The organism is Rhodococcus sp. B50 (assembly GCF_013602415.1).
Lineage (GTDB): Bacteria > Actinomycetota > Actinomycetes > Mycobacteriales > Mycobacteriaceae > Rhodococcus.
Window position 1 is genome coordinate 2803543 of sequence record NZ_WPAG02000002.1, and the last position, 19880, is coordinate 2823422.

Annotated in this window: 23 protein-coding genes; 15 read left to right on the top strand and 8 right to left on the bottom strand. The window is 68.6% G+C overall.

Annotated features, from left to right (window positions below; all coding sequences use genetic code 11):
* Positions 1-5: 5 nt before the first annotated feature.
* A complete protein-coding gene (locus tag GON09_RS13210) occupies positions 6-392 on the bottom strand; it encodes an SPW repeat protein (protein WP_238588638.1) in 387 nt (128 codons plus the stop codon).
* 117 nt (positions 393-509) lie between these two features.
* Here GON09_RS13210 and GON09_RS13215 point away from each other — a divergent pair, with 117 nt between their 5' ends.
* The gene (locus GON09_RS13215; RefSeq protein ID WP_213932174.1) at positions 510-1061 is read left to right on the top strand and encodes a TetR/AcrR family transcriptional regulator; all 552 of its coding nucleotides are present in this window, start codon (positions 510-512) and stop codon (positions 1059-1061) included.
* A 50-nt stretch (positions 1062-1111) separates the two neighbouring features.
* Here the strand turns inward: GON09_RS13215 and GON09_RS13220 are convergent, their stop codons facing one another.
* Genes GON09_RS13220 through GON09_RS13230 form a run of 3 tightly spaced genes read right to left on the bottom strand, consistent with a single transcriptional unit; the run spans position 1112 to position 2913 of the window.
* Positions 1112-1795: a DUF2332 family protein gene (locus GON09_RS13220; protein ID WP_213932175.1), complete on the bottom strand. Its 684-nt coding sequence runs from the start codon at positions 1793-1795 to the stop codon at positions 1112-1114.
* Between the two features lie 5 nt (positions 1796-1800).
* Complete coding sequence (locus GON09_RS13225; protein WP_213932176.1) at positions 1801-2010, bottom strand: hypothetical protein; 210 nt, start codon at positions 2008-2010, stop codon at positions 1801-1803.
* Between the two features lie 12 nt (positions 2011-2022).
* The gene (locus GON09_RS13230; RefSeq protein ID WP_213932177.1) at positions 2023-2913 is read right to left on the bottom strand and encodes an SPFH domain-containing protein; all 891 of its coding nucleotides are present in this window, start codon (positions 2911-2913) and stop codon (positions 2023-2025) included.
* A gap of 131 nt (positions 2914-3044) precedes the next feature.
* Between GON09_RS13230 and GON09_RS13235 the strand changes: the two genes are divergently transcribed.
* The 10 genes from GON09_RS13235 to GON09_RS13280 all read left to right on the top strand — a co-directional run bounded on the left by GON09_RS13235 (position 3045) and on the right by GON09_RS13280 (position 13379).
* A complete protein-coding gene (locus GON09_RS13235) occupies positions 3045-4175 on the top strand; it encodes an NAD(P)-binding domain-containing protein (RefSeq protein ID WP_213934436.1) in 1131 nt (376 codons plus the stop codon).
* Positions 4172-5245, top strand: coding sequence for a S1C family serine protease (locus tag GON09_RS13240; RefSeq protein ID WP_213932178.1), 1074 nt, complete (start codon positions 4172-4174; stop codon positions 5243-5245). The genes GON09_RS13235 and GON09_RS13240 overlap by 4 nt, the downstream gene beginning before the upstream one ends.
* A 114-nt stretch (positions 5246-5359) precedes the next feature.
* Entirely contained in the window at positions 5360-6703 is a 1344-nt protein-coding gene (locus GON09_RS13245) for an MFS transporter (protein ID WP_213932179.1), read from the top strand.
* A 68-nt stretch (positions 6704-6771) separates the two neighbouring features.
* Complete coding sequence (locus tag GON09_RS13250; RefSeq protein WP_213932180.1) at positions 6772-8409, top strand: ABC-F family ATP-binding cassette domain-containing protein; 1638 nt, start codon at positions 6772-6774, stop codon at positions 8407-8409.
* Positions 8410-8784 carry an RNA-binding S4 domain-containing protein gene (locus GON09_RS13255; RefSeq protein ID WP_213932181.1) on the top strand — a complete coding sequence of 125 codons (375 nt, stop codon included), beginning with the start codon at positions 8410-8412 and terminating at the stop codon, positions 8782-8784. It begins immediately after the preceding gene.
* An 85-nt stretch (positions 8785-8869) separates the two neighbouring features.
* On the top strand, positions 8870-9142 hold the full coding sequence (locus tag GON09_RS13260) for a helix-turn-helix transcriptional regulator (protein ID WP_016934131.1): 273 nt from the start codon (positions 8870-8872) through the stop codon (positions 9140-9142).
* Positions 9142-9678, top strand: coding sequence for a hypothetical protein (locus GON09_RS13265; protein WP_213932182.1), 537 nt, complete (start codon positions 9142-9144; stop codon positions 9676-9678). The genes GON09_RS13260 and GON09_RS13265 overlap by 1 nt, the downstream gene beginning before the upstream one ends.
* Positions 9675-10565 (top strand): ABC transporter ATP-binding protein, encoded by an 891-nt coding sequence (locus GON09_RS13270; RefSeq protein ID WP_213932183.1) that lies wholly within the window; start codon positions 9675-9677, stop codon positions 10563-10565. The genes GON09_RS13265 and GON09_RS13270 overlap by 4 nt, the downstream gene beginning before the upstream one ends.
* Positions 10562-11755 carry an ABC transporter permease gene (locus GON09_RS13275; RefSeq protein ID WP_213932184.1) on the top strand — a complete coding sequence of 398 codons (1194 nt, stop codon included), beginning with the start codon at positions 10562-10564 and terminating at the stop codon, positions 11753-11755. The genes GON09_RS13270 and GON09_RS13275 overlap by 4 nt, the downstream gene beginning before the upstream one ends.
* A gap of 118 nt (positions 11756-11873) precedes the next feature.
* Complete coding sequence (locus GON09_RS13280; RefSeq protein ID WP_213932185.1) at positions 11874-13379, top strand: carboxyl transferase domain-containing protein; 1506 nt, start codon at positions 11874-11876, stop codon at positions 13377-13379.
* A gap of 21 nt (positions 13380-13400) precedes the next feature.
* On the opposite strand, the gene GON09_RS13285 is transcribed toward GON09_RS13280, so the two are convergent.
* A complete protein-coding gene (locus GON09_RS13285) occupies positions 13401-14078 on the bottom strand; it encodes a GOLPH3/VPS74 family protein (protein ID WP_213932186.1) in 678 nt (225 codons plus the stop codon).
* Positions 14079-14208: 130 nt separating this feature from the next.
* On the opposite strand from GON09_RS13285, the gene GON09_RS13290 reads away from it, so the two are divergent.
* Positions 14209-16101, top strand: coding sequence for a propionyl-CoA synthetase (locus GON09_RS13290; protein ID WP_213932187.1), 1893 nt, complete (start codon positions 14209-14211; stop codon positions 16099-16101).
* A gap of 83 nt (positions 16102-16184) precedes the next feature.
* Here the strand turns inward: GON09_RS13290 and GON09_RS13295 are convergent, their stop codons facing one another.
* The 3 genes from GON09_RS13295 to GON09_RS13305 are packed head-to-tail and all read right to left on the bottom strand — an operon-like array spanning position 16185 to position 17979.
* Positions 16185-16427 carry a DUF3618 domain-containing protein gene (locus GON09_RS13295; protein WP_213932188.1) on the bottom strand — a complete coding sequence of 81 codons (243 nt, stop codon included), beginning with the start codon at positions 16425-16427 and terminating at the stop codon, positions 16185-16187.
* Positions 16424-16852 (bottom strand): phage holin family protein, encoded by a 429-nt coding sequence (locus GON09_RS13300; protein ID WP_213932189.1) that lies wholly within the window; start codon positions 16850-16852, stop codon positions 16424-16426. The genes GON09_RS13295 and GON09_RS13300 overlap by 4 nt, the downstream gene beginning before the upstream one ends.
* Entirely contained in the window at positions 16849-17979 is a 1131-nt protein-coding gene (locus tag GON09_RS13305; protein WP_213932190.1) for a YihY/virulence factor BrkB family protein, read from the bottom strand. Before GON09_RS13305 ends, GON09_RS13300 begins: the two co-directional genes overlap by 4 nt.
* Before the next feature lie 77 nt (positions 17980-18056).
* Between GON09_RS13305 and GON09_RS13310 the strand changes: the two genes are divergently transcribed.
* Genes GON09_RS13310 through GON09_RS13320 form a run of 3 tightly spaced genes read left to right on the top strand, consistent with a single transcriptional unit; the run spans position 18057 to position 19865 of the window.
* Positions 18057-18566 carry a flavin reductase family protein gene (locus GON09_RS13310; protein ID WP_213932191.1) on the top strand — a complete coding sequence of 170 codons (510 nt, stop codon included), beginning with the start codon at positions 18057-18059 and terminating at the stop codon, positions 18564-18566.
* A 38-nt stretch (positions 18567-18604) separates the two neighbouring features.
* Positions 18605-19384: a pyrimidine reductase family protein gene (locus GON09_RS13315; protein ID WP_213934437.1), complete on the top strand. Its 780-nt coding sequence runs from the start codon at positions 18605-18607 to the stop codon at positions 19382-19384.
* Complete coding sequence (locus GON09_RS13320; protein ID WP_213932192.1) at positions 19374-19865, top strand: CinA family protein; 492 nt, start codon at positions 19374-19376, stop codon at positions 19863-19865. Before GON09_RS13315 ends, GON09_RS13320 begins: the two co-directional genes overlap by 11 nt.
* The last annotated feature ends 15 nt before the right edge of the window (positions 19866-19880 follow it).

Sequence of the window (19880 nt, forward strand, 5' to 3'; positions counted from 1 at the left end):
CGGGATCAACGCAACGCGGCCTCGTAGTTCGCCCGCTGCTCGTGCTCGACTCGACGCGTGAGGTCGGCCGAGTCGTCCGCAAGGTATGCGGTGGCACCGAGAGCCATGATCAGCGCACCGGAGATCCACGCGGTCCATGCGGCGCCGTCGCCCGCGAACTGCCCGACCCACGGCGAGACCAGCATGGCCAGACCCACCACCGACAGGGCCCAGTGATCCTTCGTGGGATCGCGCGCGATCAGCGACCAGAGCGCGTAGATGCTTGCCAGCGCACCGAATCCCAGGGTTGCGCCCCGGCCGAGTGCGGTGGTCTCGGTCCAGAACGAGGACGACATGGTGAGCAGGCCGAGGAACAACGCGATTCCTCCCGACCACGACGTACGAGCAGACAATGTGAACCTCCCGATTCATCGATACGCTACATGTAGTGTAGCTACATACAGTGTAGCGATAATTCGGTCGACATGCTTCGATGGAGACTCGACTCACCACACAGAAGGCCGGAGACGATGGCACCCGCGACGACACTCCCACCCGAACAGCGGATCGCCGACGCCGTGCTCGCACTGCTGCGCACCAAGGGACCCAAGGCCGTCACGATCGAGGCCGTCGCGAACCTCGCAGGCATGGCTCGGACGACGATCTACCGCCGGTATCGGGACCGCAGCGAGATGTTGAAGGCGGTGATGGAACCCCTCACCCGGCCGGCGGCCCCGGAACCGGAGGCCACGGCCGAACAACTCCTGTCGTGGGTGGTGGAGCAGTCCCGCCTCTCCGTCGACGAAGGGATCGGCCTCGGAGGGCTCGCAGCGCTCGTCACCGAACAGGAACCGTGGTTCACCGACCTGATGCGCTCACTTCTGGTGCGCCACCGACAGACGCTCGCCGAGGTGATCCGACGGCACTCCGACGACGGAACCGTCTGTGCCGACCTCGACGTGGAGACCTTCCTGGACTGCGTGGTCGGGGCCTACTTCGCCGAGCAGGCGCGCCGCGGCGAGGTGGACGAGGACTGGTCCGCTCGCATCACACGAACTCTGTTACCGACCTTCGCCGCCTGATCCGATTTCAGTGGATTCAGCCCCGCCGAGCCGGGGTGGAACCACCGAAATCAGTGGAACCAGTCGAGGATCCGCCCCCGCGACCAGCAGCGCGCCACTGCGTCCACATGCTCCCCCGCCCCCTCGTACACCGCGATGCCGACGATGCTGTGGCCCGAGGCAGGGCGATCACCGAGCGTCGGGACCGACGGCGCGACGCCCACACCCTCGGCCGACACCCACGCGACCGTCCTTCGCGCAGCGGCGTCCCGGAGTCGTTGCACGAACAGGGGACGCCGGGCGACGGGGAGACGCGACAGCGCCCAGGTCGTCGTCACGACCGGCAGAGCATCCCCGGGTACGGCCGCGATCGCCTCCGGCAGCAGGTCCACGATGTCGCCGCAGAACCGGACGGGTGGATTCGCGGCGAGCAGAGCGTCCTCGACGTCGGGTCTGTCGCGGGTCACCGAGACGCGGGTGACCACCCGCGGTAGCGCCCGGTCGGGGACCGACCCATCGTGGACGATCGAACAGCTCTCCTGCACAGAAGAATTCGGCTCGCCCAGGAACAGGCCGTCACTGTAGGTGACGCCCACCCGGTCGACGCAGAGATTCAGCGCCGCCGGGCGGCCGATGTCGATCAGGCCGATCGCGGCTGCTCCGGCACGGTCCGCCGCCTCGGCGATCGCGGGATACAGCACCGTGTAGCGACCCGTCTCGTCGGTGACGGCTCGCCGTCGGGCAGTGCCGGACACGTCCGTCACTCATCCTCACCGGTGTCGGCACGCGGGCGGCCCGGGCCGCGCATGCGTCCCGCTTCGCGTGGCATCCGGTCGGCCTCGGTGAGGGCCCGCCGGAGCAGGAACTCGATCTGGGCGTTGGTGCTGCGCAACTCGTCGGCAGCCCACCGCGCGAGCGCGTCGTGGACTGCCGGGTCGAGGCGCAGCAGCACCTTCTTACGTTCGGGCATGCCGCATGATCCCTACTGGTACAGCGATCCTGTGTTGAGGACGGGCTGAGCACTCTGGTCGCCGCACAATACGACGAGCAGGTTCGAGACCATCGCGGCCTTGCGTTCCTCGTCGAGTTCGACGGTGTGTTCGGCCTCGAGGCGGGCCAGGGCGGTCCCGACCATCGACACGGCACCCTTGACGATCTGCTCGCGGGCGGCGATGACGGCACCGGCCTGCTGGCGTCGCAGCATCGCCTGGGCGATCTCGGGTGCATAGGCGAGCTGGTTGATGCGGGTCTCGATCACGCGGATGCCGGCGGACTGCACGCGGTCGTGGACCTCGGCCGAGAGCTTGGTGGTGATCTCGTCGGCGTTCTGGCGCAGCGACATCACTTCCGGCGCACCGTCGTACGGGTAGGAACCGGCGATATGGCGGACCGCGGCCTCGGTCTGGACCGCGACGAACTCCTCGAAGTCGTCGACGTCGAAGACCGCCCGCGCGGTGTCCTCGACCTGCCACACGATCACCGCCGAGATCTCGATCGGGTTGCCGTCGGCATCGTTTACCTTCGCCTTGCCCGTCTCGTGGTTGCGGATGCGTGTGGAGATCTTACGCCGGGTGTTGAGCGGGTTCATCCAGCGCAGACCGGGTTCGCGCAGGGTGCCGGTGTACGAACTGCCGAGGAGCTGAAGGACGCGCGCCTCGTTCGGTTCGACGAGGACGAGTCCTGCGAGCGGCACGACGGCGAGCACCACGATCACAGCGCCGACGACGATCAGGGGGACCGTCACCTCGACCGCCCCCCATCCGATCAGCCCGGCACCGACGGCGACCGCGACGAGAGCTGCGATCAGTACGGGCCAGCCGTTGGACGAGGAACCCGGCCGCTCGGCGGTCACGGGCGATTGCACGACATCCATGTTCCTACCTCCCAGAGTCAAAGCGATATTAAAGTGATATCACATTTCTCCGGATGCGGACAACGTTCCCTCCGCACACGGCCCGCGATAGCGGCATGATGAAGAACAACGATCCGAGAGGGAGGCTCGTGATGCTCGCCGACGAGGCACTCGATGCTGCCGACACGCGTACCGCCGACGCGACACCGGTGGACGTCGTCGTCATCGGCGCCGGACAGGCCGGTCTGTCGACCGCCTACTTCCTCACACGCTTCGGAGTCGCACCCGAGACCGGATTCGTCGTCCTCGACCGCTCGTTCGGCCCCGGCGGGGCATGGCAGGACCGCTGGCCGTCGCTGACCCTGAACACCGTCAACGGCGTCCACGACCTTCCGGGCCTCGCGTTCGCGGACGTCGTCGACACCTCCGCGGGAGAGGTTCCGGCGGCCTCGGCGGTACCGCGGTACTACGCCGCCTACGAGAAGGAGTTCGACCTACCCGTCCGCCGCCCGACCACGGTCCGGGTCGTATGCGACCGCGGCGACCGGCTACGCGTGGAGACCGAGTCGGCCGTCTACGCCGCCCGCGGCATCGTCAACGCGACCGGCACCTGGGAGCGGCCCTTCGTCCCGTGGTATCCGGGGGCCGCGCGGTTCACCGGACGACAACTGCACACCAAGGACTACCGGACGGCCGACGAGTTCGCCGGACAGCACGTACTCGTCGTCGGCGGCGGCATCTCCGCGGTGCAACTTCTCGACGAGATTTCCCGCGTCACCGAGACCACCTGGGTGACACGTCGCGAACCCGCTTGGAGCGACGAGCCTTTCACGTCCGAACGGGGTCACGCCGCCGTCGCGCTCGTGGAAGACCGGGTACGACGCGGACTGCCACCCGGATCGGTCGTCTCCGTCACCGGCCTCCCCCTCACCCCGGCGCTGCGCGCGGCGCGCGAACGCGGTGCGCTGGAGCGGTCGCCGATGTTCTCCGAGATCACCGAGACCGGTGTCCGGTGGAGCGACGGCCGAACCCTCGATGTCGACGTCATCCTGTGGTGCACCGGTTTCCGGAGTTCCCTCGACCACCTGGCCCCGCTGTCGTTGCGCAATTCCGGTGGCGGCATCACGATGGCCGGCCGGCTCGCGACCCGGGTCGCGAAGGATCCGCGCATCCACCTCGTCGGGTACGGCCCGTCCGCGTCCACGATCGGTGCGAACCGGGCCGGGCGCGCCGCCGCGCGCGAACTGCTCGACCATCTCACCGGCGAGGTGCCGCAGCAGTGAGTGGGCGGGGCGGATCGGTACTGCTGGTCGCGCTCGCGACCACCGCCAGCCTCGTCGCCTCGGCACCGGTCCTGATCGACATCGCGCTCCCTCCCCCGCCACCGGCGCCGGCCGCGGCTCCCCCGACACCGCTGACGGCCGACGAGCTCGTCGCGCGCACCGTGCCGGTCGTCGTGACGATCGATGCGAGCGCGGGCTGGACCGGGATGACGGGCACCGGGATCGTGCTCACCCCCGACGGCACGGTCGTCACGAATCATCATGTGGTGAGTGGGGCCACCGACATCAGCGCGGTGAGCGGTGCCGACGGGTTGATCTACGACGCGGAGGTCCTCGGTTACGACCGCGAACGCGATCTCGCCGTCCTGCAGCTCGGCACCGCGAGCGACCTCCCGGCCGCGACGATCGCCGACATCCTGCCGCCGGTGGGCTCCCGTGTCACGGCCTTCGGCAACTCCGAGGGCGGCGGAGTCGTCGTGGCGACCCCCGGCACCATCGTCGAATTCGACCGCAACGTCGTGGTGCGCGACGCCACGAACGGGTCGCGACACCGTCTCACGGGGATGATCCGCACCGACGCCCCGATCCGGCCGGGCGATTCCGGTGGTCCCCTCGTCGACGACTACGGAACGGTCGTGGGCATCAACACTGCGGGTGCGGTGCAGCGGAACACCGACACCTCGCTCGATACGACCCCCGAGGCGTATGCCGTGCCGATCACCGAGGCGATCACCGTCGTCGAGCAGGTGCGCACAGGCGTGAGCGAAGGATCGGTGCACGTGGGTCCCACGCCGCGGCTGGGCGCGAGCGTCACCACCGCACGCAAGGACGGACAGGATCTCGGCGCCGAGGTGCTGTGGGTGTCCTACGACAGTCCCGCCTACCGTGCCGGGCTCGATGCCGGCGACGTCGTGGTGTCGTTCGACGGTGAGCCGGTCTCGTCGACCGCCGAGCTGGAGAAACGGCTGCTGCGACGGCGTCCCGGCGATGTCGTGTCGATCGAGTGGACCACCGAGGGTGGTGAAAGGCGTTCCGCCGAGATCGTTCTCGAATCCGGACCTGCACGCTGACGCCATCGCTCACGAAAATCGGTTGATCCCCGGGCCGACGGGCGAACACACTTGACCTCGAGTCGCCTCGAGGTCGCAAGATCTCATCGGACCGTTCGACGACCGGGAAACACGATGAGCAACCACACCGCACCACCGACGCACCGGCGTCCGCGCCTGGCGCGCGGGCCCGTGCGGCCGTTCGCCCACCCGCAGTACCGCCTGCTGATCCTGGCGCTCGCGGCGGGACTGCTGTCCGTGGGCACCTGGCTCATCGCGGTGGTGTGGCAGGTCGTCGAGATGGGTGGCGGTCCGGCCGAACTGTCTTCCGTCGCAGTCGGACCGGCAGTCGGCATGCTCCTCGTCGCGCTCGCCGGCGGTGTCCTCGCCGACCGGATTCCACAACGCACCCTGCTCTTCGCGACGTACATTGCACGTGCGGTGCTGGTGGCGGTGACGGCGGCACTCGCCGTCGGCGGATCGCTCACCTTCTGGCATCTCACCGTCGTGGGGTTCGCGCTGGGCCTGGCGAACGGTGTGCAGTTCCCGGCCTATTCGGCGTTGCTGCCGTCCATCGTCCCTCCGCAGGATCTGCTCGCCGCCAACGGCGTCGAGGGAGTGCTCCGGCCGACGCTCATGCAGGCGGCCGGTCCGGCGGCGGCGAGCGCTGTCGTGGCCGCCTCGTCCCCCGCAGTCGCGTTGTGCATGGTCGCGCTCCTCGAGGTGGTCGGGGCGCTGTGCATTCTCGCGATGCGTCCGACCGCGGCCCGCCATGGCGACGCGCGGACGGACGGAACGAGCGGTTTCCGTTCCGTCGTGGACGATCTCGTGGAAGGCGTGCGGTTCACCGTGCACACCCCCTGGTTGCTCGGAACGCTCCTCTTCGGGTCCGTCGCGGTCCTCTGTGTGCTCGGACCGATCGAGGTGCTCATCCCGTTCGCGATCCGCGAGTCGGCCGGGGGTGGCCCCTTCCAGCACGCGATGGTGATGGCGGGTTTCGGCGTCGGTGGCGCGGTCGGGTCGACGATCGTGGCGTCGCTCCGGTTGCCGAGGCGCTATCTCACCGTCCCGCTCCTCATGTGGGGTCTGGGCTGCGTCCCCCTCGCCGTCATCGGGGTCTCCGGATCGGTGCTCGTCATGATCGCCGCAGTGTTCGTCGTCGGCGCCCTGTTCAACGCCGGGTCCGTCGTGTGGGGAACGCTGCTGCAACGGCGGGTGCCCGCGCACCTGCTGGGTCGGGTGTCGAGTCTCGACTTCTTCGTCTCGATCGTGTTCATGCCGCTGTCCATGGCCGTGGCCGGGCCGCTGGCTCTCACGGTCGGACTCGCGCCGACCTTCGCGGTCGCCGGGTTCGTGCCGGCCGTCGCCGCGGTGATCGTGATCGTCGCGGCCCGGACACGACGCGACGAGATCGACAACCCACTCGACGTCGTCCCGGTGGACGACGGTGGGATCGTGCCCGCGGAGTGCCGGGGCTGACGGGTGGTTCGTGGCCGGTACCGACCCGCGCCGGAACTCCGACTCCACGCACCCGGGATACTCGGTGCGTGAGCGCAACACTTCGTATCAACGGCCTGTCGGCCTCCCGCGGGGAACGTGTCCTGTTCGACGGACTCGATCTCACAGTCGCACCGGGCGACGTGATCGGCCTGGTGGGGGCGAACGGCGCCGGGAAATCGACGCTGCTCACGACCCTTGCGGGAGTGGGGGACGCCGATGTGACCGGTTCCGTGATCCTCAGCCCGCCCGACGCCACCATCGGTTATCTCGCCCAGGAACCCGAACGGGTGCCGGGCGAGACGATCCTCGGTTTCCTCGCACGTCGAACCGGTGTCGCGGAGGCAGAACGCGTCATGAACGTCGCTGCCGAGCGACTCGGCGACTCCGACGAGGACGACTACACCCCGGCGCTCGAACGGTGGCTGGCGCTCGGCGGGGCCGACCTCGCCGAGCGCGCCGAGAAGGTGATCGACGACCTCGGTCTGGAGGTGGGCGTCGACGCTCCGATGACGGCGCTCTCCGGTGGCCAGGCCGCCCGCGCCGGGTTGGCGGCACTGCTGCTCTCGCGCTACGACGTCCTGCTGCTCGACGAGCCGACGAACGACCTGGATCTGGCCGGGCTCGAAAGGCTCGAACGGTTCGTGGACGAGACGCGGACGGCGTTGGTCGTCGTCAGCCACGACCGCGAGTTCCTCGCGCGCACGGTGACGGGCATCGTCGAACTCGATCCCGTGCAGCAGCAGATCTCCGTGTACGAGGGCGGGTACGAGGCGTATCTCGTCGAGCGCGAGGTTGCGCGCCGGCACGCCCGTGAGCAGTTCGAGGAGTACGCCGACACGAAGACCCAGCTCGAGGAACGCGCTCGGATGCAACGGAACTGGCTCGAGCACGGTGTCCGCAATGCACGTCGCAAATCCAAGGACAACGACAAGATCGGGCGCAAGCACCGCGCCGAGGCCACCGAGAAGCAGGCGGCGAAGGCCCGGCAGACACAGCGGCGCATCGAGCGACTCGACGTCGTCGAGGAACCGCGCAAGGAATGGGAACTGCGCATGTCCATCGCCGCCGCCCCACGCAGCGGCACGGTGGTCGCGACCCTCGACGACGCCGTCGTCCGGCGGGGCGACTTCGTCCTCGGCCCGGTCACCACGCAGGTCGAGTGGGGCGACCGCATCGTCGTCACCGGCCCGAACGGCGCGGGGAAATCCACGTTGCTGCGGTTGCTGCTCGGCACGATCGCACCGGATTCCGGGCGCGCGTCGCTCGGGTCGGGTGTGCTGGTGGGTGAGATCGATCAGGCCCGCAGCCTGTTCGAGGGCGACGAACCGCTGGTCGAGGCGTTCGGGCGCAACGTGCCCGAGTGGCCGGACGCCGAGGTCCGGACCCTGCTGGCGAAGTTCGCCCTCGAGGGGCACCACGTCCTGCGCACGGCGTCGTCGCTGTCGCCGGGCGAACGCACCCGCGCCGGGCTCGCGCTGCTGCAGGCCCGCGGCGTCAATCTGCTGGTGCTGGACGAACCGACCAACCATCTCGACCTGCCGGCGATCGAGCAGCTCGAGCAGGCCGTCGACAGTTTCGAAGGCACCCTGCTGCTGATCACGCACGATCGCCGCATGCTGGAGACCACGCGGACCACGCGTCGATGGATGCTCGACGACGGGAAGCTGAGTGAGGAGTTGCTGTAGATGGGTGGAAGCGTGCGGGTGGACAGTTGGACGTGGTCGGTCCGGTTGTTCAAGACCCGGTCCGCCGCGGCGAGCGCGTGCCGCGCCGGGCACGTCCGGGTCGACGGTGTGACGGCCAAACCGTCGACGCCGGTGACGATCGGCGCCGAGGTCCGTGTGCGTGCCCACGGCACGGAGAAGATCGTCGAGGTCACCCAGCTCGTGAACAAGCGGGTGGGCGCACCGATCGCCGCCACGGCCTACATCGATCACAGTCCCCCTCCTCCGCCGAAGGAGATCCTGGCGGCGCTTCCCCGCCGCGACCGCGGAGCGGGTCGTCCGACGAAGAAGGAACGCCGCGAACTCGACCGTCTGCGCGGCGTCGACGACGACTGAGCACACCACCGACCGAGAACGTTGCGACGTGCATGTTCGTCAGCAGCTGTTGACAAAGTGTTGTGTTTTCACAACACTTTGTTTCATGAGTCCGGTACGTCGTGGGGAAACTCTCCCCATCTATAACCGCATCCGCGTCCTGCGCGCGGAACGTGGCATGAGCCGCGCACAACTGGCCGCGCTCATCGATGTGAACCCGCAGACCGTCGGCGCACTCGAACGCGGCGACCACTATCCGAGTCTCGATCTCGCCTTCCGTATCTGCGACGTGTTCGGACTGCCGGTCGAAGCCGTCTTCTCCCGTACCGAGTTCACGCCGTTGTCGACCGAGCTGTACAAGCCTCGGAAGGAGGCCTGATGACCACCGAATCGCTGCTCGACCGCTACGAGAACTACCGCACCCGCCGGTTTCTGAAGAACGAGGAGATCACTTCGGGATGGATGCCGAACTGGCGCACCCGGCGCCGCCGGCGCATCCTCGCCGGCGCGGTCGTGACACTGATCGCGCTGATGTTCGTCACCGCGATCGCGTCGTATTTCACGAGGTGGGCGGCAATCGCCTGGTTGCCGGTCACGCTGGCATTCCTGCCCACGTGGACGTGCCTGCAGATCGTGTCGGGGCGGCAGTCCGACGCTCCGCGTCACGCCCTCGACGAACGCGAGATCGCCGAGCGCAACAGCGCCCGTTCGATCGGCCTGTCCGTGGCGCAGGGCCTGGTGATGCTCCCGATCTTCGCGTTGCTGTGGAGCGCCTCGATCGCATCGATCGACCATCAGGCACTCGCGTACTCGGCAGGCGGATTCGCTCTCGCCTCGATACTGTTCAGCGGTTGCCTGCCCGCCGTTCTGCTCGCCTGGACCCGCCCCGACGACGACCCGGAGGACCTGCTGTGACACTGACCATCGACGATCTCTCGAAACGCTACGGCGACAAGGTCGCTCTCGACGGCGTGAGCTTCGAGGTACGCCCCGGTGAGCTGTTCGGCTTCGTCGGCAGCAACGGAGCAGGCAAGACCACCACCATGCGGATCGCCCTCGGAGTCCTGTCCGCCGACGCCGGCGAAGTCCGCATCGACGGGCGGCCCGTCGACCTCGAGATGCGCCGCAACATCGGGTACATGCCCGAGGAACGCGGCCTGTACCCGAAGATGAAGGTCGGCAAGCAACTGTCCTATCTCGCTCGGCTGCACGGACTCTCGAAGACGGAGGCGACGGAGGCGGTGCAGCGGTGGACCGAGCGGCTCGGTATCGCCGAACGTCTCGGCGATACCGTCGACGCCCTGTCGCTCGGTAACCAGCAGCGCGTGCAGCTCGCCGCGGCGCTCGTGCACGACCCGAAGGTGCTCGTCCTCGACGAGCCGTTCTCCGGACTCGACCCGGTGGCCGTGGACGTCATGAGCGACGTCCTGCTGGAGAAGGCGAAAGGCGGCGTCCCGGTGGTGTTCTCGAGCCACCAGCTCGACCTGGTCCAGCGCCTGTGCGACCGGGTGGGCATCATCGGCGCAGGCAGGATGCGCGCCGTCGGCACCGTCGACGACCTCCGCGCCGGCGGCGACGCTCTCCTCGTCGTCCACGCGCCGCAGGCACCCCGCGGCTGGGCGCACGGTCTGCCGGGAGTCACGCACGCCGAGTACGAAGACGAGCGCACCGTGCTCACCGTCACCCCCGGCGCCGACGACCAGCTGATCCTCAAGGCCGCCCTGGCCACCGGTCCCGTCCACGAGTTCTCGCTCCGGCGCCCGTCCCTGACCGAGCTGTTCCGAGAGGTGGTTTCCGCATGAGCGCCCCGTTGAGCAACGCCCGAGCGGTCGGCCTCGTCGCGTCGCGCGAGTTCGTCACACAGGTTCAGAAGAAGAGCTTCCTGATCAGCAACGCAATCATCCTCGTCGCGATCGTCGTGGGCATCGTCGCCACCTCGGTCCTGTCCGGTGGCGACGACGACCGGCCCACCGTCGGAGTCGTGGGCGCACCCACGCTGCAGACGACGATCGAATCGCTCGGTGAGACCGTCGGCACCCCGCTCGAGGTCTCCGAGGTTCCGGATGCCGCCACCGCGCGCGACCGGGTGTCCTCCGGCGATCTCGACGTCGCGCTCGTGCCCGGTGACGGTGCGTCCGTCACCGCGATCACCGAATCGGAGCTCGACACCGATGTCCGAGCGGTCGTCGAGGCCGCGGTCGTGCAGCAGGCCCAGGTCGCCGCGCTGACCGACCGCGGTGTCGATCCCGCTGCTGTCGCGGCCGACGTGGCCACGGCGACCGTGACCGTCGACGCCCTCGAGCCGCCGGATCCCGAACAGGGACAACGCATCATCCTCTCGATCATCGCCGTGGTCCTGCTGTACATGCAGATCCTGATGTTCGGCATGTACGTTGCGATGGGTGTCGTCGAGGAGAAGTCCTCGCGGGTCGTCGAACTGCTGCTGTCGACCCTGCGGCCGCTGCAGTTGCTGTGGGGCAAGATCCTGGGCATCGGCGCGGTGGGGCTCCTGCAGCTCACCGCCTACGGTGCGGTCGGAGTCGGCACCGCGCTCGCCACCGGCACCCTCACGATCACCGGCACCGCCCTCGGGGTTCTCGCCGGCACCCTCGGCTGGTTCGTCCTCGGCTTCGCGTTCTTCGCCGTGCTCTACGCGGCGGCGGGATCGATGGTATCGAGGCAGGAGGACGTCAACTCCACCTCGGGCCCGCTGGTGTTCCTCATCCTCGCGATGTTCTTCGCGGCCTTCTCGTCGGTCGACGATCCCGAGGCCGGATGGAGCACCACGCTGAGCTGGATCCCACCGTTCTCGGCGATCCTCATGCCGCTGCGCATCGCCGCGGGTGTGGCCACGCCGATGCAGATCGTCGGCACGATCGTGCTCATGGTGATCGCCATCGGAGTGCTCAGCGTGATCGCCGCGCGCATCTACCAGCGGTCGATCCTGCGCATCGGCCGGACGGTCACGTGGAAGGAAGCGCTCGGCCGGTAGCCGACCCCGCTTCGAGGGGGAGGATATGTGCGGTTTCTCGCAAGACGACGCACATATCCTCCCCCTCGTTCGCGTCGGTATAGGTTGACCTCGACCGACGAGGACAGGTGGAGGCAACGTGGCCGGTGGCAGGATCTCGGCGCAGGAGTTCATCGACAAGGTGCTCGACCCGGGCAGTTTCGTCTCCTGGGACGTTCCGCCCATCGACGTCGGGGCCGGCGAGAAGTACCTCGCCGATCTGAGCAGGGCCGCAGAGAAGTCGGGTGTCGACGAATCCGTGCTCACCGGTTCGGGCACCGTCCACGGCCGGCGTGTCGCGCTGATCGTGTGCGAATTCTCCTTCCTCGCAGGCTCTATCGGCGTCGCCGCCGCCGAACGTATCGTCGCCGCCGTCGAACGCGCGACGGCCGAGGGACTGCCCCTGCTCGCGTCCCCCACCTCGGGCGGCACCCGCATGCAGGAAGGCACCCTCGCCTTCGTGCAGATGGTGAAGATCGCCGCCGCCGTCGCCGCCCACAAGGCCGCTCATCTCGGCTATCTCGTGTACCTGCGCAATCCGACGACCGGTGGCGTGTTCGCGTCGTGGGGGTCGCTCGGGCACGTCACTGCCGCCGAACCCGGCGCGCTCGTCGGCTTCCTCGGCCCGCGCGTCTACAAGGCGCTCTATCAGGAGAACTTCCCCGAGGACGTGCAGACGGCGGAGAACCTCTACCGCAAGGGCGTGATCGACGGGGTCGTGCCCCTCGGCGGTGTGCGGCAGGTCGTGCACCGGCTGCTGCGCGTGCTGGTCGAGCCGAACCGGCCCGAGGTGACGTCGAGCCCGGCGATCACCACCGTCGACGACGTCCCCGACATCCCGGCCTGGCAGTCGGTAATGCTCAGCCGGCGTCCCGAACGACCCGGCATCCGGCAGTTGCTGCGGCACGCCGCCTCCGCGCAGGTACCCCTGTCGGGGACCGGTGAGGGCGAGTCCGACCGCACCGTCCTGCTCTCGCTCGCCCGGTTCCGCGGAGTCTCGTGCGTGATGTTCGGTCAGGACCGCGCGGGACAGTCACCCGAACGCACGATGGGGCCGGGTGCGCTGCGCGAAGCCCGGCGCGCGATGCGTCTCGCCGACGAACTGCGTCTGCCGCTCGTGCTCGTCATCGACACCCTGGGCGCCTCGTTGTCGAAGGAGGCCGAGGAGCGCGGGCTGGCACCCGAGATCGCTCGCTGCCTCGCCGATCTCGTCACTCTGCCCACCCCGACGGTGTCGGTGCTGCTCGGCCAGGGCACCGGGGGCGGTGCGCTCGCCCTGCTGCCCGCCGACCGGGTGTTGTGCGCGCAGCACGGCTGGCTCGCCCCGCTCCCACCCGAAGGGGCCAGTGCGATCGTGCACCGCGACACCACCCACGCACCGGCGATGGCGCAGGATCAGGGGATCCGCTCCCGCGACCTGCTGCGCAACGGGGTCGTCGACGCGGTCGTCCCCGAGTACCCGGACGCCACCGAGGAACCCGTCTCCTTCGTCAAACGGGTCGGCGCGGCGGTCGCGCGCGAACTCGCGATCCTCACCGACGAACCCGCGGAGGACCGCTACCGGCGACGGATCGAGCGGTACCGGAAGCTCGGCGTGCCATCCTGACCGTCTCCTGTCGCGATCGGATCAGCCGCTCGAACCGGCCACCGCTCCACCGGCCGCGACGGCGGCGATCATCGCCGCGTTGACGGACGCGACGGCGTCGCGCACCGCCTTCGCCGCCCACTCGCCCTGCGCGATGTCCTTCGCCCGCTTCTTCACCGCCCGCTTGTCGGCGTCCGGGAACACCTTCGGCGCCGCATCCGCCGCCGACAGCAACGCGATCAGTGCCGCGGTGCGGGGCTCCGGCGTCAGCCCGTCGATCAGCGCAGCACGGATCAGGTCGCGGACGCGCTGTTCGTGGGTGGAATCGATCGCAGGCCACTTCGTCGTCGGGAACAACCCCAGGATCTTTCCGCGCTCCTCCGAGACCCAGCCGTTCTCGACGACCCGTTCGAGGAGCTTGTCCTGGAGGCCCTTCTGCAACTTCTCGATGGCCGCCGTCGGTTTCACGGGCCTTCCCGAAGAAAGGCGGTCGACGGCCTCGGCGAGGATGGGGTCCGCGGGCCGCGCCGCATGTCGCACCGCGATCCGTCCCTTCTTCACCTGATCTCCCACGGTGTCGACCACCACGACGTCGTCGAGCGCGAGTTCGAGGAGCACCGCTCCGGCAAGGACGCGGGGCAATCTGACACCGTCGACGACAGGCTTTCCCGATTCGTCGTCGAGCAGCAGGAGCAGAACGTCTTCCGCTATCGAGGTCATGCGGGTCAGGGTAGGCACTTCGCCCGCTCGTCGCGCGATCGTGTCCGTCCGACGCAGACACGGGGTCACCCCACCGCAGGTCCCATAGAGTGGTTCGGGCCACAACTGCCGTCGAGGAAGGATACAAGCGATGGGCTCGTACGAGGAGGCGTTCCGCCGGAGCACCGAGGATCCCGAGGGATTCTGGCTCGAGGCCGCGCAGGCGGTCGAATGGGAGAGCGCGCCGACGCGAGCCCTCGACGACTCGGCGGCACCGTCGTACAAGTGGTTCCCTGACGGCACCCTGAACACGAGCGTCAACGCGCTCGACCGGCACGTGCGCGCGGGCCACGGCGATCGTCCGGCGCTGATCTGGGATTCGGCGATGGTCCCGGCCAAGCGCACCTACACCTATGCGGAGCTGCTCGACGAGGTCGGGAAGTTCGCCGGGGTGCTGCGCGACCAGGGTGTCGCGGCCGGCGACCGCGTGATCGTCTACATGCCGATGATCCCCGAGGCCGCGATCGCGATGCTCGCCTGCGCCCGTATCGGCGCGGTGCATTCGGTGGTCTTCGGTGGGTTCGCCGCGAAGGAACTCGCGACCCGCATCGACGACGCGAAGCCGGTCGTGCTGGTCACGGCCTCCGGCGGTCTCGAACCGGGCCGCACCATCGAGTACCTGCCGATCGTCGAGCAGGCGATCGGTCTGTCGCCGACGCCGCCGCACACCGTGATCGTCAAGGATCGCGAGCAGATCCCCGGTTCGGCGGGCGACTACCAGGCCTCCTCGGCGGCGTGGTTCGACTGGGACGAGCTCTGCGCCGACGCCGCTCCCGCCGAGCCCGTGACGGTCGCGGCGACCGACCCGCTCTACATCCTCTATACCTCCGGCACCACGGGGAAGCCCAAGGGCGTGGTGCGCGACAACGGCGGGCACGCGGTCGCTCTGACATGGTCGATGCACAACATCTACGACATCGATCCGGGCGACGTGTGGTGGACCGCCTCCGACGTGGGCTGGGTGGTCGGCCACTCCTACATCGTCTACGGGCCGCTGCTGGTGGGCGCGACGACGGTGATGTACGAGGGCAAGCCCGTCGGCACCCCCGATGCGGGTGCGTTCTGGCGAATCATCGCCGAGAACGGCGTCAAGGCGTTGTTCACCGCTCCCACCGCGATCCGAGCGGTGCGCAAGGCGGATCCGAACGCCGAGGAGCTGAAGAAGTACCCCATCGACTCGTTGGAGACGCTCTTCGCCGCCGGTGAGCGCCTCGACCCCGACACCTACCACTGGGCGACGAAGGTGCTCGACCGTCCGGTGGTCGACCACTGGTGGCAGACCGAGACGGGATGGGCGATCGCCGCCAATCTGCGCGGCCTCGAGGCGATGCCGCTCAAGGCCGGATCCCCGACCGTCCCCGTTCCGGGATACCGGGTCGAGATCGTCGACGGCGAAGGCACGCTCGTCGACCCGAACACCGAGGGCAACATCGTCATCCGGCTCCCGTTGCCGCCAGGCACGCTGACCGGCCTGTGGCAGGACGACGATCGTTACCGCCGCTCGTATCTCGATACCTTCCCCGGTTACTACCTCACCGGCGATTCCGGTTACATCGACGAGGACGGCTACGTCTTCGTCCTCGGCCGCTCCGACGACGTGATCAACGTTGCCGGGCACCGGCTCTCGACCGGCAGCATGGAGGCCGTGGTCGCCGGGCATCCTGCCGTCGCCGAATGCGCGGTGGTGGGCATCCGCGACGAACTGAAGGGCCAGCGCCCGTCCGGTTACGTGGTGCTCAAGGCGGGCGTGGAGATCGATCCCGAGACGCTGCGTCAGGAACTCGTCGCGATGGTCCGTGACCAGATCGGCGCGGTCGCGACCTTCCGCGACGTGACGGTGGTCCAGGCCCTCCCGAAGACACGCTCCGGCAAGATCCTGCGCAAGACGATGCGGCAGATCGCCGACCACGAGGAGTACACGGTGCCGTCGACGATCGAGGATCCCGCGGTGCTCGACGCGCTGAAGCAGCAACTCGGCGGCTGACGGCACGCCACCGAGCGTGCACACCGCAACGGACGGATACTCGGGGCAGAGCACGAGTATCCGTCCGCCGGGATATGCCTACGTCACGTGCGGCGTCGGCGCCTCACGATCACCAGCACGATCACCGCAGCGAGCACTCCGCCGGCCGCCGCGATCAGGTCGGGCCGGTTACGCACCACCTCGGCGCGTTCCGCCGCGGACTGCTTGACCCTCGTGGGCACGTCGAGCCGGTCGGTGAGTTCGCCGACGGTCGCGGCGAGTTCGGCCCGTTGGCGTTCGATGTCGGCCACGTCCTCCGGACGCCCACCGTTGTCGGATGCGGTCACTTCGTTGCTCCCTTCGCGGCCTCGATGTCGGCGCGGACACTGGCTACGGTGCGTTCCGGCACGGGCGGCGCGGCGTTCTTGGCCTTCGAAGCGCCGACTGCCGCGAGAATTCCGCCCACGGCGAGCACCACCAACGCGACGATCAATGCCGCGAGCCACGGTTCGACCGCGGTGGCCAGTCCGAGCACGGCCGTCGCGATCAGGGTCGCCAACCCCAGGAACAACAGGATCGCTCCCGCGCCCGAGATCCCCACGCCCACACCGATACGGGTGCCCTTGGACTTGACCTCTTCGAGCGCGTGCGAGACCTCGGTCCGGACCAGGGTCGACACCTGTTCGGTGAGCCGCTCGGTGAGTTCGACCGTGGACAGGTTCTTCGGTTGTTCGGCCACAGGACGCGAGTTACCGGAGGGCGTCGTCGTCATCGCGGATTCCTTTCCGTCGCGGGTCCGGGAGGGCCCACGGAGTCCGTCGCCTCCCCGGAGAAGCTGTCGGTGCTGTCGGTGCTGTGGGCTTCACGCAGCTTCCGCCCGTGCTCGACGAGTTCCTCGAGTTTGGCGGCGTTCTTCTCGCTCGCGCGTGAATCGCGTTCGGGCAGTTGCAGTGTCTTCTCTGCAGGCATACCGGCCTGCAGCTGGCGGCCACGTTCCATCTCGGCGTCGAACTCGGCACCGAACAACAGGGCCAGGTTGGTGATCCACAACCACAGCAGGAAGATCACTGCGCCGGCGAGGGATCCGTAGGTCTTGTTGTAGCTGCCGAAATTCGAGACATAGAAGGCGAATCCCACCGAGGCCACGATCCACACCAGGATCGCGATGAGCGATCCGAGGCTCACCCAGCGGAACTTGGGCTGGGAGACGTTGGGTGTCGCGTAGTACAGCACCGCGACGATCATGACCACCAGCGCGAGCATCACGGGCCACTTGACGATGTTCCACACCGTCACGGCGGTGTCGCCGAGACCGATGATGTCGCCGATCGTACGTGCCACCGGACCACTGATCACGAGCATCAGGGCGGTGGCACCCGCGGCCACCAGGGCCACTGCGGTGATCAGCAGCATCAGCGGGCGCAGCTTCCAGACGGGCCGCCCCTCTTCGATCTCGTATATCCGGTTCATGGCGCGGCCGAAGGCGCCGACATATCCCGATGCCGACCACAGCGCACCGAGAATACCGACGACCAGGGCGAATCCGGCTGTCGGTGCGGCGACGAGCTGTTCGATCGGTCCTCGGAGAGTGTCGACGGCGGAGGACGGCCCGAGGTCCTCGACCATGCCGAGCACGGCATCCACCGTCGTCTGCCCCTGGCCGAACACGCCGAGCAACGAGACCACGACGAGCAGGGCAGGGAACAGGGACAGGACGGCGTAGTACGTCAGCGCGGCGGCGAGATCGGTGCACTGATCCCGACTGAACTCTCGAACAGTCCTGCGCAGCACGTACTTCCACGACGGCTTGGACAGATCGGTCGGAGAGTCGGGTTTACGCGGGTCGTCGGGCGCGAGGGTGGCGCCGGACCCCCGTTGCGCTCCGTGCTCGGGTTCCATGGTGCAGCGAGTACCCACCGTCACAGGGCGACCAAACGCCTCCGCGCCGACGCACGAACGGCCGTACGATTCAGCGCATGCCCGACACCTTGCTGCAGGGATCCTCCGACGGATTCGATTCGATCGTGGGTCACCTGGACTACCCCATGTTCATCGTCACGACGCGGTCCGGGGAGGAACTCAGCGGATGCCTCGTCGGATTCGCCACGCAGGCCGGGATCGATCCCGCCCGGTTCCTGGTGGGCCTGTCCGAGAAGAATCGGACATTCCGGATCGCGAAGGACGTCGAGAACCTTGCCGTGCATGTGCTGCCCGCGGGCGCGCGGGAACTCGCCGAACTGTTCGGCGGCCGCACCGGTGACGACATCGACAAGTTCGCCCGCTGTTCCTGGACGGAAGGCCCCCACGGATTGCCCATCCTCGACGAGGCTGCCGGATGGTTCACCGGACGCATTCTGGGGCAATTCGAACTGGGCGACCACGTCGGTTTCCTCCTCGAGCCGGACCGCGGTGAGTTACGGGAGGACAGCAGCGGTCTGCTCACATTCGCAGACGTCAAGGACATCGACGCCGGACACGACGCGTGACCGCTCGGCGGGACTTCGAGGAGGATCGGATCGGAACCATGCAACGACTCGACGGCGACCCGGCCCTGCCCCGCAGCGTGGACGACACCGCCCTGCGCGACCTGTACGGATATCCGGACGATCTCACGCGTCCATGGATTCGCATCAACTTCGTGTCCTCCCTCGACGGAGCCGTGGCGGTAGAGGGACGGTCCGGCGCCCTGGGCTCGCCTTCCGACAAGAAGGTCTTCGGGCTGCTGCGCGAGCTCGCCGACGTGATCGTCGTGGGTGCGGGCACCGTGCGCGCCGAGAACTACGGTGGTGCCCGCACGAGCGAGGCCCTGCGCACGCGCCGGCAGGAGGCCGGACTGACTCCGATACCGCCGGTCGCAGTGGTGACCGCCTCGTGCGACCTGCCACCCGACCTGCGACTGTTCACGGACACGACTGTCCCGCCCGTGGTGTTCACGACCGCACGTGCTCCCGAGACCGCTCGACGCGCGGTCGAGGCCGCCGGAGGCGACGTCCGCGTCATCGCCGACGCGGCGATCGACGGGCCCTCCCTGCTCGCCGCGATCGGCGAGGCGGGATGGCTCCGGGTGCTGTGCGAGGGCGGGCCGAGCCTGTTCGGCCGCATGATCGAGGACGGCGTCGTCGACGAGCTGTGTTTGACCTGGGCGCCGGTTCTGGCCGCCGGTAACGCCGGGCGCATAGCGCACTCACCGACGGCTGCCCTGACTCCCCTGCGACGTGCGCACCTGGTGTGCGACGACGACGGCACCCTGCTCACCCGCTGGGTGCGACCCGATGCTCTGGAAGGAGACACGCATGGCCGATGACGATGTGGTGGAGGGGACGGACACCTCCGACGAGTTGATCGAGCAACTCGCGCAGCTCGCCTCCGACAAGGAGCTGACGCTCGGCTGCGCGGAGTCGCTCACCGCAGGCACGCTCGCGGCCCGTCTCGGTGCCGCGAAGGGCAGCTCCGATTGGTTTCGCGGCGGCATCGTCGCGTACTCGCGCGAGGTCAAGTACGGGCTGCTGGACGTACCCGAAGGTCCGGTGGTCAGCGAGACCGCGGCGCGCACGATGGCGGAGAGCACCTCCCGCCTCCTGGGAGCCGAGATCGTCGTCGCCGTGAGCGGAGCCGGCGGACCCGATCCGCAGGACGGCCGTCCGCCGGGCACGGTCTGCTTCGCGACGACCGGTCCGGACGGAACCCGCAGCGAGGAGCAGCGCTTCGACGGCGACCCCGAGAAGGTGCTCGCACAGACGGTGCGTCACGCACTGTCGTTGCTCGTCGAGCGGGCGTCCGCCTGAAATTCGGATGCGGCC

Excerpts from the sequence above, each read along its gene's own strand:
- GON09_RS13275 (WP_213932184.1), top strand. The coding sequence starts at position 10,562 with ATGAGCGCCCCGTTGAGCAACGCCCGAGCGGTCGGCCTCGTCGCGTCG.
- GON09_RS13245 (WP_213932179.1), top strand. The coding sequence starts at position 5,360 with ATGAGCAACCACACCGCACCACCGACGCACCGGCGTCCGCGCCTGGCG.
- GON09_RS13265 (WP_213932182.1), top strand. The coding sequence starts at position 9,142 with ATGACCACCGAATCGCTGCTCGACCGCTACGAGAACTACCGCACCCGC.
- GON09_RS13255 (WP_213932181.1), top strand. The coding sequence starts at position 8,410 with ATGGGTGGAAGCGTGCGGGTGGACAGTTGGACGTGGTCGGTCCGGTTG.
- GON09_RS13320 (WP_213932192.1), top strand. The coding sequence starts at position 19,374 with ATGGCCGATGACGATGTGGTGGAGGGGACGGACACCTCCGACGAGTTG.
- GON09_RS13315 (WP_213934437.1), top strand. The coding sequence starts at position 18,605 with ATGCAACGACTCGACGGCGACCCGGCCCTGCCCCGCAGCGTGGACGAC.
- GON09_RS13310 (WP_213932191.1), top strand. The coding sequence starts at position 18,057 with ATGCCCGACACCTTGCTGCAGGGATCCTCCGACGGATTCGATTCGATC.
- GON09_RS13215 (WP_213932174.1), top strand. The coding sequence starts at position 510 with ATGGCACCCGCGACGACACTCCCACCCGAACAGCGGATCGCCGACGCC.
- GON09_RS13230 (WP_213932177.1), bottom strand. The coding sequence starts at position 2,913 with ATGGATGTCGTGCAATCGCCCGTGACCGCCGAGCGGCCGGGTTCCTCG.
- GON09_RS13300 (WP_213932189.1), bottom strand. The coding sequence starts at position 16,852 with ATGACGACGACGCCCTCCGGTAACTCGCGTCCTGTGGCCGAACAACCG.
- GON09_RS13235 (WP_213934436.1), top strand. The coding sequence starts at position 3,045 with ATGCTCGCCGACGAGGCACTCGATGCTGCCGACACGCGTACCGCCGAC.
- GON09_RS13285 (WP_213932186.1), bottom strand. The coding sequence starts at position 14,078 with ATGACCTCGATAGCGGAAGACGTTCTGCTCCTGCTGCTCGACGACGAA.
- GON09_RS13290 (WP_213932187.1), top strand. The coding sequence starts at position 14,209 with ATGGGCTCGTACGAGGAGGCGTTCCGCCGGAGCACCGAGGATCCCGAG.
- GON09_RS13305 (WP_213932190.1), bottom strand. The coding sequence starts at position 17,979 with ATGGAACCCGAGCACGGAGCGCAACGGGGGTCCGGCGCCACCCTCGCG.
- GON09_RS13225 (WP_213932176.1), bottom strand. The coding sequence starts at position 2,010 with ATGCCCGAACGTAAGAAGGTGCTGCTGCGCCTCGACCCGGCAGTCCAC.
- GON09_RS13260 (WP_016934131.1), top strand. The coding sequence starts at position 8,870 with ATGAGTCCGGTACGTCGTGGGGAAACTCTCCCCATCTATAACCGCATC.